The sequence below is a fragment of the Paenarthrobacter sp. NPDC089714 genome (genome assembly GCF_044748905.1).
Lineage (GTDB): Bacteria > Actinomycetota > Actinomycetes > Actinomycetales > Micrococcaceae > Arthrobacter.
In genome coordinates, this window is the sequence record NZ_JBIVGX010000002.1 from 300,113 (window position 1) to 313,986 (window position 13,874).

The 13,874-nt window shown below is 65.5% G+C and carries 11 protein-coding genes and 1 tRNA gene; all 12 read left to right on the forward strand.

Going from position 1 to position 13,874, the window contains the following annotated elements; translation table 11 throughout:
- Nucleotides 1-54: 54 nt before the first annotated feature.
- Nucleotides 55-1,440: a glycine--tRNA ligase gene (locus tag ACIPY3_RS05785; RefSeq protein ID WP_400331243.1), complete on the forward strand. Its 1,386-nt coding sequence runs from the start codon at nucleotides 55-57 to the stop codon at nucleotides 1,438-1,440.
- A 2-nt stretch (nucleotides 1,441-1,442) separates the two neighbouring features.
- Entirely contained in the window at nucleotides 1,443-2,405 is a 963-nt protein-coding gene (locus tag ACIPY3_RS05790) for a GNAT family N-acetyltransferase (protein WP_400331246.1), read from the forward strand.
- 214 nt (nucleotides 2,406-2,619) lie between these two features.
- Complete coding sequence (locus tag ACIPY3_RS05795) at nucleotides 2,620-3,993, forward strand: FAD-binding oxidoreductase (RefSeq protein WP_400331248.1); 1,374 nt, start codon at nucleotides 2,620-2,622, stop codon at nucleotides 3,991-3,993.
- Nucleotides 3,994-4,068: 75 nt separating this feature from the next.
- Nucleotides 4,069-5,502, forward strand: coding sequence for a YibE/F family protein (locus tag ACIPY3_RS05800; RefSeq protein WP_400331251.1), 1,434 nt, complete (start codon nucleotides 4,069-4,071; stop codon nucleotides 5,500-5,502).
- A 103-nt stretch (nucleotides 5,503-5,605) separates the two neighbouring features.
- Nucleotides 5,606-6,541, forward strand: coding sequence for an ABC transporter ATP-binding protein (locus tag ACIPY3_RS05805; RefSeq protein ID WP_400331254.1), 936 nt, complete (start codon nucleotides 5,606-5,608; stop codon nucleotides 6,539-6,541).
- Entirely contained in the window at nucleotides 6,538-7,314 is a 777-nt protein-coding gene (locus tag ACIPY3_RS05810; RefSeq protein WP_400331257.1) for an ABC transporter permease, read from the forward strand. Before ACIPY3_RS05805 ends, ACIPY3_RS05810 begins: the two co-directional genes overlap by 4 nt.
- Before the next feature lie 29 nt (nucleotides 7,315-7,343).
- Nucleotides 7,344-8,447: a sensor histidine kinase gene (locus ACIPY3_RS05815; protein WP_400331261.1), complete on the forward strand. Its 1,104-nt coding sequence runs from the start codon at nucleotides 7,344-7,346 to the stop codon at nucleotides 8,445-8,447.
- Nucleotides 8,444-9,055: a DNA-binding response regulator gene (locus tag ACIPY3_RS05820; RefSeq protein ID WP_400331263.1), complete on the forward strand. Its 612-nt coding sequence runs from the start codon at nucleotides 8,444-8,446 to the stop codon at nucleotides 9,053-9,055. The genes ACIPY3_RS05815 and ACIPY3_RS05820 overlap by 4 nt, the downstream gene beginning before the upstream one ends.
- A 51-nt stretch (nucleotides 9,056-9,106) precedes the next feature.
- Nucleotides 9,107-10,288 carry a tRNA dihydrouridine synthase DusB gene (dusB, locus tag ACIPY3_RS05825; protein ID WP_400331266.1) on the forward strand — a complete coding sequence of 394 codons (1,182 nt, stop codon included), beginning with the start codon at nucleotides 9,107-9,109 and terminating at the stop codon, nucleotides 10,286-10,288.
- Between the two features lie 64 nt (nucleotides 10,289-10,352).
- Nucleotides 10,353-11,669 (forward strand): deoxyguanosinetriphosphate triphosphohydrolase, encoded by a 1,317-nt coding sequence (locus tag ACIPY3_RS05830; protein WP_397323893.1) that lies wholly within the window; start codon nucleotides 10,353-10,355, stop codon nucleotides 11,667-11,669.
- A gap of 34 nt (nucleotides 11,670-11,703) precedes the next feature.
- Nucleotides 11,704-13,584, forward strand: coding sequence for a DNA primase (gene dnaG, locus ACIPY3_RS05835; protein ID WP_400331269.1), 1,881 nt, complete (start codon nucleotides 11,704-11,706; stop codon nucleotides 13,582-13,584).
- 51 nt (nucleotides 13,585-13,635) lie between these two features.
- Nucleotides 13,636-13,708 (forward strand) — tRNA-Asn (locus ACIPY3_RS05840).
- The last annotated feature ends 166 nt before the right edge of the window (nucleotides 13,709-13,874 follow it).

Genomic DNA, 13,874 nt, shown 5'->3' on the forward strand with positions numbered 1-13,874 from the left:
AGTTCAAACCACCGCGGACCGCACCCAGCGGCCCTGTAGAAATATGGAGTACCCATGGCAGCAAAATCCGTCCTCGACCAGGTCATTTCCCTCTCCAAGCGGAGGGGATTCGTGTTCCAGGCCGGTGAAATCTATGGTGGCTCCCGCTCCGCGTGGGACTATGGCCCCCTCGGCGCGGAACTGAAGGAAAACATCAAGCGCCAGTGGTGGCAGAGCATGGTCCGCGGCCGCGAAGACGTGGTTGGCCTGGACTCCTCCGTGATCCTGCCCCGCCAGGTATGGGAGGCTTCCGGCCACGTGGAGGTTTTCTCCGATCCCCTGGTGGAGTGCCTTTCCTGCCACAAGCGCTACCGCGCGGACCACCTTGAGGAAGAGTACGAGGAAAAGAAGGGTCGCCCTGCCGAGAACGGCCTGGCGGACATCGCCTGCGCCAACTGCGGAACCCGCGGCCAGTGGACCGAGCCGCAGGAGTTCTCCGGCCTGCTGAAGACCTTCCTCGGCCCCGTCGCCAGCGAAGAAGGCCTGCACTACCTGCGCCCCGAGACCGCGCAGGGCATCTTCGTGAACTTCAACAACGTGCTCACCACGTCCCGGAAGAAGCCGCCGTTCGGCATCGGCCAGATCGGCAAGTCCTTCCGCAACGAGATCACGCCCGGAAACTTCATTTTCCGTACCCGTGAGTTCGAGCAGATGGAGATGGAATTCTTCGTCGAGCCCGGAACGGACGAAGAGTGGCACCAGTACTGGATGAAGGAACGGATGGCCTGGTACACGGGCCTGGGCATCCGCGAAGAGAACCTCCGCTTCTTCGAGCACCCGCTGGAGAAGCTGAGCCACTACTCCAAGGGCACCACGGACATCGAATACCGCTTCGGCTTCCAGGGCTCCGAGTGGGGCGAGCTTGAGGGCATTGCCAACCGCACCGACTTCGACCTCTCCACCCACGCCAAGGCCTCCGGCACGGACCTGAGCTACTTCAACCAGGCCACCAACGAGCGCTACACCCCGTTCGTGATCGAACCCGCAGCCGGCCTGACGCGTTCCTTCATGGCGTTCCTCATCGACTCCTACACCGAGGATGAGGCCCCCAACGCCAAGGGCGGTGTGGATGTCCGTACGGTCCTGAAGCTGGATCCGCGCCTGGCCCCGGTCAAGGCTGCCGTACTTCCGCTGAGCCGCAACGAGGACCTGTCCCCGAAGGCCAAGGCCCTTGGCGCCCAGCTGCGCAAGAACTGGAACATCGACTTCGACGACGCCGGCGCAATCGGCCGCCGCTACCGCCGCCAGGACGAGATCGGTACGCCCTTCTGCATCACCGTGGACTTCGACACCCTCGAGGACCAGGCCGTCACCATCCGTGAGCGCGACACCATGAGCCAGGAACGCGTCTCCCTGGACAAGGTGGAAGCGTACCTGGCGGCCCGTCTGATCGGCGCCTAGGCGTGGCATTGGAATACCGCGAATGGAAGGAAGGCGACGACCTCGCCCTCCTGGAGATCTGGGGCGACCCGGAGACCCTCCCTGCGGAGCAGTTCCGCGCTGCCTTGGCGCCTTCGGGCAACCAGCCGTGGCGCCGGTGCATCGTGGCCGAGGACGTGGTGGACGGTGTCCGCATCCCCGTGGCGGCCGGTGTGGTCCACGAGGCCTCCCTCCATCCTGAGCGTCTGTGGGCCTACATCGAGGTGGCCAAGGATCATCGCCGCAGTGGAATCGGTGCCACCCTCCTGGCCATGCTCCGCGCGGAAGCCGGGAACGCGCCGTCGGGCGTTTCCGCGCTGCGCAGCAAGGTGGAGCCGGGCACGCCCGGGGCCGCCTTCGCTGAGGCGGCAGGGCTGGGACCCATCCAGCGTTCCCAGCTGGTGGTGGTGGACCCCGCGCCACTGAAGCTGCCAAGGTTCGGAGACGGCTCCGAGGAGGCCGCTGCCGAGCGTGTGGAGGACCTGGCCACCGGGTCTGTGGAACTGAGCGACGTCGTGGGCCGCTACTACTCTGCCGTGCACCACTGGGACAGCCCGGGGGAGCTCAGCATCGCCACGGTGCAGCGTCTCTTCCTGCATGACCTCACGGGGGCCCACGGTGCGATTGTCCTGCGCGCACCCAAGGCCAGTGCTTTCGGTGAGGGCGTGCCGGCATCCAGGAAGGGCAAGATCCAGGCGTTCGCCATCAGCTACGCCCAGGGCAACACCGGGGAGCCCTCCGACGTCTTCCTGGGGCACGATCCCCAGTTGGCGCCGGATGACGCGGAAACCGCCGTGCGGGACCTGCTGGCCCTCATCGCCTATCAGCACCCGATACTCCTGGAAGTCGATGAGTCCATGGCCGCCCTGCGTGGTGTCCTGAAGCCCCTGCTGGGGTCAGGCAAGGTGCACGTACGCGGCGCGGACACCCTTATTGTGAGCGATTGAGCGGTTACCGCCCCGCTTGCGGATCCCGCCGGCACCACGATTTCGTGGCGCCGGCGGGATCCGCTGTTTAACGGCCGGCAGCGGGCAAGCAAAAGATGCTTGACGCCGTCACCGCGCAGGAGTAGGCATGACGACGTAAACCCCCACGCCGCCGTAGCTGGAGGGAAACGGCGTGGGAACATCCCGGTCTCACATTTCTTATTGGTGGTAAACCATGAATGGAATAGCCCTTGACGGGCTGCGGGAACAGTTGCGCGGCCAACTCATCACTCCGGAAGATCCCGAGTACGATTCCGCGCGGTCCGTTTTCAACGCGATGGTGGACAAGCGTCCGGCGGGTATTGTCCGCGTCGCGCAAGTGGCAGATGTCATTGCCGGCGTGAACTTCGCACGGGACAACGGCATGCCGCTCGCCATCCGTGGCGGCGGGCACAGCGCCCCCGGGTTCGGGACCTGGGATGACGCCCTGGTGCTGGACTTCGTGAACCGCACGGGCGTCCGCGTGGATCCGGAGGCCGGAACGGCGAGGGCGGAGGCGGGAACCACGTGGGCGGACTTCAACCACGCCACCCACGCGTTCGGCCTTGCGACCACGGGCGGCATCGTGGGCTCCACAGGGGTGGCCGGCCTGACCCTGGGCGGTGGCATCGGCTATCTGGCCAGGAAGTTCGGCTTGTCCTGCGACAACCTGGTGTCTGCGGATGTGGTGACCGCCGATGGCTCGTTCGTGGTGGCCAGCGAGGACCGCAACGAGGATTTGTTCTGGGCCCTGCGAGGTGGCGGGGGAAACTTCGGCGTGGTGACCTCCTTTGAATTCACGCTCCATCCAGTGGACATGGTCCATGCCGGGATCGTCATTTACGGAGCCGAGCACACGGACACCGTGGCGCATTTCTATCGCGACTACATCGCCACGGCCCCCGAGGAATTCGGTGCCTTCCTGGGCTTCCACCAGGGCCCGCCTGTGCCTTTCCTCCCGGAGGAATGGCATGGAAAACCCGTCTGCGTGGTGGTGGGCATGTGGACCGGGGACGCCGCCGAGGGGCCATCGCGGTGGCAGCCGTTCCTGGACGCCGCCCCCGTGGCGGGATCCATGGTGGGACCCATGCCCTACCCGGCGCTGAACGTGGCCTTCGACGGACTGAACCAGAAAGGCATGCAGGGCTACTGGAAGGCCAACTTCCTCCGCGAACTCAATGACGGTGCCATCGGGGCGCACGCCACCTTCGGCTCCACGGTGACCAGCGTCAACACCTCCGTCCATGTCTACCCGATCGACGGGGCCGTCTCCAGGGTGGGAGTCCAGGACACAGCCTTCGCCAACAGGGACATGAAGTTCTCTCCGGTGATCGCCACCCAGTGGGTCGACCCGGCGGACAATGATGCCAACATCGCCTGGGCGCGCAACTACGCCGAGGCTTTGGCACCCCATTCCGAGCGTGGCGGGTACATCAACTTCATGGACTCCGAGGACCAGCAGCGGGTCAGCGACAACTATGGGCCCAACTGGGACAGGTTGGTGCAGATCAAGGGAAAGTACGATCCCGGCAACCTCTTCCACGTGAACCAGAACATCAAACCTGCCTGAGGCCGGGATAGTGCCAAGGGCGTCGAGTGACCGTGGCTTGGCCGCGTAGGGTTGAGGCATGAGGTTTAGCTGCTGATGGGCCACGGCCACTCCCACGCCGACAGTTCCGAGCCGACTCCTGAAGCCATCGCATCACGCAAGCGGGCCAACTGGCTCCTGGCCGGCGTGCTGGTTCCGCTGGGTGTCCTGACTATCGTTGCCATGATGCTCATGTGGCCTTCCGGCAGCCGCGAAGGGATTTCGTTCGCGAGCCCCTACCAGGCCGCCCCGGGCGTCACGTTCGATACCGGCAAGATCCAGCGGGTGGTGCAGGAAAGCTGCACCCAAACCGGCCAGGCGGATTCCAGCCAATCCGGAAGCACTCCGGCCGGTTCCGAGTGTACTTTCGCGTTCACCGAGCCGGACAAGGGCGGCGAACCCGTCAAGGTAGTCATCAACCCGGACGTCGCCAAGTCCCATGGCGTGGACGTGGGTGACAACATCCGCTACCTCAACCTCTCCGGTGTCCAGGGGGCAGCGGCAGGCAGCGGCTCGCCGTCGTACGTGTTTGTCGACTTCGTGCGGAACGTTCCCATCGCGCTGCTGGCCGTGCTCTACGCGGTAGTGGTCATCGCCGTGGCGCGGTGGCGTGGCTTCCGGGCCCTCCTTGGTTTGGTGGGAGCCTACGCGGTCCTGGTCAGCTTCATCCTGCCCGGCCTGGTGGAAGGCAAGCCCCCGCTGCTCCTGGCGTTGGTGGGTTCCACGGTGATCATGATCGGGGTGCTCTACTTCGCGCACGGCTTCTCGGCCCGGACGTCCACGGCATTGCTCGGAACAATTTTCGGGCTGGGCATCACGGCGCTGCTGGCCGCCTGGGCCACTGACGCAGCCAACCTCGCCGGCGTCGGCAACCACGACGCCGCCACCCTGATCAATATGTCGGACAAGATCTCCATTTCCGGCATCATCCTGTGCGGCCTCATCATCTCCGGGCTGGGCGTCCTGAACGACGTCACCATCACGCAGTCTTCGGCAGTGTGGGAACTGTACGAACTGGCGCCCAACACCAGCGCCCGCAAGCTTTTCACGTCGGCCATGCGGATCGGCCGGGACCACATCGCCTCCACGGTCTACACCATCGCCTTCGCCTACGCGGGCGCCGCGCTGCCCATCCTCATCATCGTGATGCTCTACGACCGTCCCCTGGCCGAAGCCTTGACCAGCGCCGAATTGTCCGAGGAAGTCATCCGGACTCTGGTTGGTTCCATCGGCCTGGTCCTCGCCATTCCCGTCACAACGTTCATCGCAGTGCTGGTGGTCAAGGCCACGGGCCTGAAGCGTGGGGAGGGATCCTCCGCCGTAGGCCTGGACGATGTTGCCGATGCCGGCGCGCTCGCGGCCGCTGCCGCCGTCGTGGGTTCCGAACGGGACCACGCGAACGACGCCGGCCACCGCACCGGGACGGCGGGGCAGGCCCGGCCAGGGAGCCGGCGGGCCAGGCGCGAAGCCGAACGTGGCACCGACGAATAGCCCATGACATTTGTCATCGCTGACTGGTGACACCCGGTAGAAGTGCAGGAGCTTGTTCGCGGCTTGACTGGGTAGTGACACAAAACCACTGCCAGGGAGAGCGATGACAACCGCAGGCGTACCGGCCGTCCAAGCCGCCGGACTTCATAAGAGCTTCGGAAAGGTCCACGCCGTCCGCGGCCTGGACCTGACCGTGCAGCAGGGAGAGGTTGTTGCCTTCCTGGGTCCGAACGGGGCCGGAAAGACCACCACCATAGACATGATCCTCGGGCTCAGCACCCCGGACCAGGGCGACGTCTCCATCTTCGGCCACACGCCGCGGGGCGCCATTGCCAGGGGACAGGTGGCCGCCGTCATGCAGACCGGTGGACTCCTCCGGGACATCAGCGTCCGCGAAACGGTGCAACTGACGGCCGCAATGTTCGAGTCGTCGCGGCCGGTGGACGAGGTCCTCTCCCGGGCCGGCATCCTGGACATAGCCGATCGCCGCGTGGAGAAGTGCTCGGGTGGCCAGCAACAACGGCTGCGCTTCGCGATGGCCTTGGTCTCCGATCCCGGCCTCCTCATCCTCGACGAACCCACCACCGGTATGGATGTGGCCGGCCGCCGCGACTTCTGGTCCGCCATCCGGGCCGACGCCACGAAGGGGCGAACGGTCATTTTCGCCACCCACTACCTCGAAGAAGCAGACGCCTACGCGGACCGGATTGTCCTGGTCCGGCAGGGAACCGTGGTGGCCGACGGAACGGCCGCCCAGATCAAGAACCTCGCGTCCGGCCGCACGGTCAAGGCGTCCCTGCCGGTGGAGGACCAGTCGCTGCTGGCCGCCTTGCCGCCCAGTGATGCCGTGGAGTTCGACGGCGGCCGCGTCACCGTCCGCACGTCCGACTCCGACTCCGTGGTCCGCTACCTGCTCAACAACACCCGGGCCCACGACCTCGAAGTGGTGGCCAACAACCTCGAAGAGGCCTTCGTGGCCCTGACCGGCGATGAGCCGTCCAGCGAGACAGTCCGCACTTTCGAAGGAGACCGGGCATGAGCCAGGCGACAGCCATCCAGGACCGTAAGCCCTCGGCCGGGGGAGTCAACGGCACGTTCCTCTGGATAGAAATCAAGCGGATGCTCAGGAACCGCCGGACCGTGATTTTCACAGTGCTGATGCCGGCGATCTTCTTCTTCATCTTTGGCCTGTCCAACAAGAACCAGCTGTTGCCCAATGGCCACAGCTACGGCCAGTACATCCTCATCAGCCTCACCGTGTATGCGGCCATGACCGCCGCCACGGGTGCGGGGAGCCAGGTTGCGGTGGAACGTGCACAGGGCTGGAGCAGGCAGCTTCGCCTGACCCCGCTGCTGCCCGGCGCCTACATCGCCGTCAAGGCTGCCGCGGCCTTGACCCTTTCGCTGGTGGCTGTGATCGCCCAGTTCGTTATTGGGGCGATCGCCGGCGTGACCATGGACGTACAGACGTGGCTCACCGCGGGCATCGTGGCATGGCTCGGCTCCTTGGTCTTCGCGGCGTTGGGCTTGTTTGTTGGTTACCTCATGCCGAGCCAGAACGTCATGCAGATCCTCGGCCCGGCCCTGGCGATCCTGGCCATGTTGGGCGGGCTCTTCATGCCCATCGAGGTCATGGGGGACACCTTTGGCCAGATCGCCAAGTTCACTCCGGCCTACGGAATCGGCCAACTGGCAAGGAGCCCCATCACGGGCGACTTCGATCTGATGTGGATCGTGAACGTCCTGGTCTGGCTGGCGATCTTTGTGGGCGGGGCAGCCATGGCCTTCCGGCGTGACACGAACCGGGTCTGAGCGCCACGGTCTTGGCTAGGCTGGGAGTCATGAAAACCCAGGCCTTCGGCGAGATGTTCCGCGGGCCCGGTCCGCGCCGTTGGTTCCTTGGTGCCGGGCTCTCGGTGCTGCTGTGGGCGTGGCCCACGTGGAATCTCGTGTGGTCCGTGGATGAGCCGTTGGTGTGGAAACTTGCGGCCTCGGCTTCATTGGTCGCTTTCTTCCTCGCCTATGCCTTCCTGCCGATGTTCGGTTGGCGGAGATCCGCGCGCACTGGCTTGGCCACCGCCGGCATCCTGCTGGCACTGGATGCCCTGGTGATCCTCTTCCTGGGGCGGGAGGCCTTGTGGACCTGGCCTTTCCTGGCCTGCGCCATCGCCATGACTGTCCTGCCGCCGCGCGTGGATTTTGCCCTGATCGTGTTCCTGGCCGCAGTATCGCTCACCGTCGAATTGTCGGACGGGAACCCGGAGCAGGCGTTCTTCCAACCGGCATTGATCCTGTCCTTGGGCCTCATGATGACCTCGTTCGCCAGGCTGATCCGGCAGACCGTGGAACTCCGTGCCGCACAAACAGGCCTGGCCGACGCTGCGGTGGCCGCTGAACGGAGCCGGGTGGCCAGGGACATGCACGACATCCTGGGGCACTCCCTGACTGTCATCGCCGTGAAGGCCGAGCTCGCGGGCCGGATGCTCGAGGCTCCCTCCGGCGCCGACCGCGCAGCGAAGGAAATTGCCGAGGTCCAGGACCTCGCCCGCGGCGCCCTGGCCGACGTCCGGGCAACGGTTGCCGGCTACCGCGGGGTCAACGTCCTCGCGGAACTGGCCGTCGCCAGGACGGCACTGGAATCGGCGGGAATCGACGCCGAGCTCCCGGCCACGTCGGAGGAAGTTCCCGCGGGGCGTCGCGAGTTGTTTGGCTGGGTCCTGCGCGAGGGCGTCACCAACGTGGTGCGCCATTCGGGCGCCGGACGCTGCCGGGTGCGCTTGTCGTCGTCAACTGTCCTGGTGGAGGACGACGGCGTGGGGCCGGGTCTGGGGGATGGCATGGGGAGCGGCTTGGCCGGAATTCGGGAAAGAGTGGAAGCCGCCGGGGGTACGCTCAGCATCGGTTCCAGCGAACTCGGAGGATTCAGATTGGCGGTACAGGTATGACCATCCGTTTGGTGATTGCCGATGACCAGGCTTTGGTCCGCGGAGCCCTTGCAGCCCTGCTGGGGCTGGAGCACGACATTGAGGTGGTGGCCGAGCTGGGCGATGGCACGGGCGTGGCAGCAGCAGTGGTGGAACACGCAGCGGACGTGGCCATGCTCGATGTCGAAATGCCGGGCCTCGACGGCATCAGCGCGGCAGCCGAGGTCCGTCAAGCCGCCCCCAACTGCCGGGTCCTCATGGTCACCACCTTCGGCCGGCCGGGGTACCTCAAGCTGGCCATGCGCGCCGGGGCTTCCGGCTTCGTGGTGAAGGACACCCCAGCCAGGCAACTCGCCGAGGCCGTGCGCCGCGTCCACCAGGGCCTCCGGGTGGTGGATCCGGCGCTCGCCGCCGAGTCGTTGACGTCGGGGGACAGCCCGTTGACCGAACGCGAGACTGAGGTGCTCAGGGCAGCGTCCGACGGCGGCACGGTAGCCGATATTGCCAAGGCAGCGGTGCTGTCCGAGGGAACAGTCAGGAACTACTTGTCCTCCGCCATGGCCAAGACAGGCGGCCGGACCCGGGCGGAAGCAGTGCGGATTGCCGCGGGGAACGGGTGGTTGCTCTAGCGTTTCGTCGAGGCAGGCGGCCGATTTGCCCCGATTTGCAACAATGGATGGGTGACTGTAGTAGCAACACCTCCCACTCCCAGGCTTGAGCTCCCGCCTTTGCAGCTCGGCGACATCACCGTGGACACTCCCGTGATCCTGGCCCCCATGGCGGGCATCACCAACTCCGCTTTCCGCCGGCTCTGCCGCGAATACGGTGGCGGACTCTACGTGGCGGAAATGGTCACCTCGCGTGCCCTGGTGGAACGGACCCCGGAGTCCCTGCGGATCATCTCGCACGACGACGACGAGAAAGTCCGCTCAGTGCAGCTCTACGGCGTGGACCCGGTGACGGTGGGTGCGGCCGTCCGCATGCTCGTGGAAGAAGACCGCGCGGACCACATCGACCTCAACTTCGGCTGCCCCGTCCCCAAGGTCACCCGTCGTGGTGGTGGCTCGGCACTCCCGTGGAAAATCGACCTCTTCACCTCGATTGTCCAGACCGCCGTCAAGGAAGCGTCCAAAGGCGGCATTCCGCTGACCATCAAGATGCGCAAGGGCATCGATGAAGACCACCTGACGTACCTCGACGCCGGCCGGATCGCCCGCGATTCCGGTGTGGCCGCCGTCGCGCTCCACGGACGCACCGCGGCGCAGTTCTACTCCGGCCAAGCGGACTGGTCCTCCATTGCGCGCTTGCGCGAAGCCCTGCCGGACATTCCGGTCCTGGGCAACGGGGACATCTGGTCTGCCGAGGATGCTGTCCGCATGGTCCGGGAGACCGGCGTCGACGGTGTTGTGGTGGGCCGCGGCTGCCAAGGACGCCCCTGGCTGTTCGGCGACCTGCAGGCCGCCTTCGAGGGCAGCGATGAGCGGCACCGTCCGGGCCTGCGCGAAGTGGCCGACGGGGTGTACCGCCATGCCGAACTCATGGTGGAGACTTTCGGGAACGACGAGTACAAGGCCCTCCGCGAAATCCGCAAACACATGGCGTGGTACTTCAAGGGTTACGTGGTTGGCGGAGAACTCCGGGCCAAGTTGGCCACCGTCCCCACGCTTGAGGTGCTCCGGGAGCTGTTGGCCGAGCTGGACCTGGAACTGCCGTATCCGGGGGTGGATTCCGAAGGCCCACGAGGCCGCGCAGGATCTCCCAAGCGGCCCGCTTTGCCGAAGGACTGGCTGGACAGCCGCCAGCTCAACGCGGAACAAAGCGCCGACATCGCGGCAGCCGAGCTGGACGTTTCGGGCGGCTAGCTCCCAGCGTGCAAGACTGGCTCAAGAGGCACCAGAGGACGGCGCACGAAGGAGGCAGAAACCCATGGGAACCGAAGCAACGATCGGCCGTGCCGGAACTGCGCACGAATATGCGCAGGCGATCCCCGGTTACTCCGAAGCGGACTCCGCCCGTTGGGTCGAAGAACCGCGCAAGAACACGTACCGCTCGGACTTTGAGCGCGACCGTGCCCGCGTGCTGCACTCCTCGGCCCTGCGCCGCCTTGGTGCCAAGACCCAGGTGGTGGCACCGGACACCGACGACTTCGTCAGGACCCGGCTGACCCACAGCCTCGAGGTAGCGCAGGTTGGCCGCGAGCTTGGCCGGTCCCTGGGTTGTGACCCGGACGTGGTGGATACCGCCTGCCTCAGCCACGACCTCGGACACCCGCCGTTCGGCCACAACGGCGAATCGGCGCTGAACGAGGTAGCCCATGCCATTGGCGGCTTCGAAGGCAATGCCCAAACCCTGCGCCTGCTGACCAGGCTCGAACCCAAGGTCCTCACCGAGGACGGGCGGCCCGCCGGACTCAACCTCACGCGGGCCAGCCTGGACGCTGCTTCCAAGTACCCGTGGTCGGCCCTGGACGCCCCGGTGATCCATGGGCACCGCACCAGCAAGTTCGGCGCCTATGAGGACGATCTCCCGGTGTTCGAATGGCTCCGCGAAGGCGCCCCGGGCAACCGGTCCTGCATCGAAGCGCAGGTCATGGACCTTGCGGACGATATCTCCTACTCCGTCCACGACGTGGAAGACGCGATCGTCGCCGGGCACTTCCAGCTCAAGTGGATGGAGAACCCGGACCACAGGGCACGCGTGGTGGGCTACACCAAGCAGTGGTACCTGCCGCACAACGAGCCAGCCGAGATCGACGCTGCCCTGGCCAGGCTTGAAGCCACCAAGGTGTGGGTCCGCGAGGCCGACGGCAGCCGGAAGTCCATGGCGGCGCTCAAGGACATGACCAGCCAGCTGATTGGCCGCTTCTGCCAGAGCGCCATGGAAACCACCCGCGCACACTTCGGCCCCTCCAACCTGACCCGCTATGGTGCCGAGCTCATGGTGCCCGAGGAAACGGTCACGGAAATCGCCGTCCTCAAAGGCCTGGCCACCACCTTCGTCATTTCCACGGACCACCGCCAGCCGGTCTATGAGCGCCAGCGTGAAGTCCTGCACGCCTTGGTGGGAGTGCTCAATGCCACCGGCGACCGGCATCTGGAGCCGATGTTCGCTGCGGACTGGCGTGCCGCCGTCGACGATGGCGCCCGCCTGCGCGTGGTGATCGACCAGGTGGCCTCGCTGACCGACGGTTCTGCCCTGGCGATGTACGAGCGTTTGGTGGGGAGCCTGCCGTCGCTGTGGTAGTTTTCCGCCCATCCTGCCGGACTAGGATGGTCTAGTGGCTGGCCTGATCAAACGTGAAGACATCGATGAAGTACGCCAGCGCACGGACATCAAGGAAGTCGTGGACGGCTACGTCACCCTCCGCAGCGCCGGACTGGGCAGCTTCAAGGGCCTGTGCCCCTTCCACGACGAACGCTCGCCCTCCTTTACCGTCCGTCCCCAAGTAGGCAGGTACCACTGCTTCGGCTGCGGCGAAGACGGGGACGCGATCTCCTTCATCCAGAAGATGGACCACAGCTCCTTCCACGAAGCCGTGGAAAAACTCGCTGCCCGTATCGGCTACGAACTCCGCTATGAGGACGGCGGTACCGGACCCAGCCGCGAGGAAGTCGGCAAGCGTCAGCGCCTGCTGGATGCGCACAAGATCGCCGACGAGTTTTTCCGTGCCCAGCTCCTGACCCCGGGAGCCGCAGAAGGCCGTAACTTCCTGGACGGCCGCGGCTTCGACCGTGCCGCCGCAGAACATTTCGGCGTTGGCTACGCGCCGCAAGGCTGGGACTCGCTGCTGAAACACTTGCGGGGCCGTGGCTTCACGGACGCGGAGTTGAAACTGACAGGCATGTTTTCTGAAGGCAACCGTGGAATCTACGACCGTTTCCGCGGCAGGCTCATCTGGCCTATCCGGGACATCGCAGGGGACACCATCGGCTTCGGTGCCCGCAAGCTCTTCGAGGACGACCAGGGTCCCAAGTACCTCAACACCCCCGAGACCACGCTTTATAAGAAGTCCCAGGTCCTTTACGGAATCGACCTCGCCAAGCGGAACATCGCCAAGGACCGCCAGCTCGTGGTGGTGGAGGGGTACACCGACGTCATGGCCTGCCACCTGGCAGGAGTCACGACGGCGGTGGCCACTTGCGGTACTGCCTTCGGTACCGAACACATCAAGATTGCCCGCCGCCTGCTCTCCGACGACGGCACCGGGGGAGAGGTAGTCTTCACCTTCGACGGCGACGCCGCCGGTCAGAAAGCCGCCTTGCGGGCCTTCGAGGAAGACCAGCGGTTCGTGGCCCAGACCTACGTCGCCGTGGAGCCCACCGGCGCAGATCCGTGCGATCTTCGCCAACTCAAAGGCGACCCGGCCGTGCGCGAACTCATCGCCAGCCGCAAGCCGCTCTTTGAGTTCGCCATCCGGGCCTCGCTGCGCAAGCACAACCTGGACACCGTGGAGGGCCGCGTCGCTGCTCTCCGGGAAGCTGCGCCGGTGGTGGCGCAGATCAGGGACTCAGGAATCCGTCCGGCCTATACGCGCGAACTCGCAGGATGGCTCGGAATGCCCATCGAGGAAGTCAGCCGGTATGTCGGGGCGGCGGCCAAACGGGCAGCCTCCGGCACAGCCACGGCGGGTCCGGCGGAGCAACAGACGGCGGCAGCACCGCCGTCGAACGGTCCGGCGTTCAACCGTCCCGACCCCCGCGACCCCGTTGCGGGGATGGAGCGGCAGGCCTTGGAAGTGGTGCTGCAGGAGCCGGGAGTCCTGGGCGAGGGAAACTGGGAGCGTTTCGAGGCGTCCTACTTTGCCACTCCGGCGTACGCGGCGCTCCATGCGGCCATCAGGGCGACGGGAGTAGCCCAGGCGGCCGATCCCGTGGCCTGGGTGGAGAAGGTCCGCCAAGAGGTTCCCGAGCCGTTGCGGCCCTTGGTGTCCGAGTTGGCGGTGACTCCGTTGCCGGCGAGCACACCCGAGGCAATGCAGCGGTATTGCCGGGACATCCTCGCCCGGCTGTTCGAGCTGCAGATCACCCGCATCAAAGCAGACAAGATGGGCCAGCTGCAACGCCTGGATGCCGCAGCCCATCCGGAGGAATTCCAGCGGTTGAACCGCGAGCTGATGCAGCTGGAAATGGAGCGCCGGGCACTGCGGGCTGAGGCCTGAGGCTCGATTTCGCTTTTCGGCTGAGCCCTGTTAAGCTAATTACCGCTTCAATCCTCCGTAGCTCAATTGGCAGAGCATTCGACTGTTAATCGAAGGGTTACTGGTTCAAGTCCAGTCGGAGGAGCGCACACATACCCCCGTTTCGGATCTCCGGAACGGGGGTATTTTTATACCCCCAGGGGGTATTCCGAGTCGATTTCGCTTTTCGGCTGAGCCCTGTTAAGCTAATTACCGCTTCAATCCTCCGTAGCTCAATTGGCAGAGCATTCGACTGTTAATCGAAGGGTTAC

What these genes read in the sequence shown, in the direction of transcription:
- ACIPY3_RS05785 (WP_400331243.1), top strand. Translation starts at nt 55, where the DNA reads ATGGCAGCAAAATCCGTCCTCGACCAGGTCATTTCCCTCTCCAAGCGG.
- ACIPY3_RS05795 (WP_400331248.1), top strand. Translation starts at nt 2,620, where the DNA reads ATGAATGGAATAGCCCTTGACGGGCTGCGGGAACAGTTGCGCGGCCAA.
- ACIPY3_RS05800 (WP_400331251.1), top strand. Translation starts at nt 4,069, where the DNA reads ATGGGCCACGGCCACTCCCACGCCGACAGTTCCGAGCCGACTCCTGAA.
- ACIPY3_RS05805 (WP_400331254.1), top strand. Translation starts at nt 5,606, where the DNA reads ATGACAACCGCAGGCGTACCGGCCGTCCAAGCCGCCGGACTTCATAAG.
- ACIPY3_RS05810 (WP_400331257.1), top strand. Translation starts at nt 6,538, where the DNA reads ATGAGCCAGGCGACAGCCATCCAGGACCGTAAGCCCTCGGCCGGGGGA.
- ACIPY3_RS05815 (WP_400331261.1), top strand. Translation starts at nt 7,344, where the DNA reads ATGAAAACCCAGGCCTTCGGCGAGATGTTCCGCGGGCCCGGTCCGCGC.
- ACIPY3_RS05820 (WP_400331263.1), top strand. Translation starts at nt 8,444, where the DNA reads ATGACCATCCGTTTGGTGATTGCCGATGACCAGGCTTTGGTCCGCGGA.
- ACIPY3_RS05830 (WP_397323893.1), top strand. Translation starts at nt 10,353, where the DNA reads ATGGGAACCGAAGCAACGATCGGCCGTGCCGGAACTGCGCACGAATAT.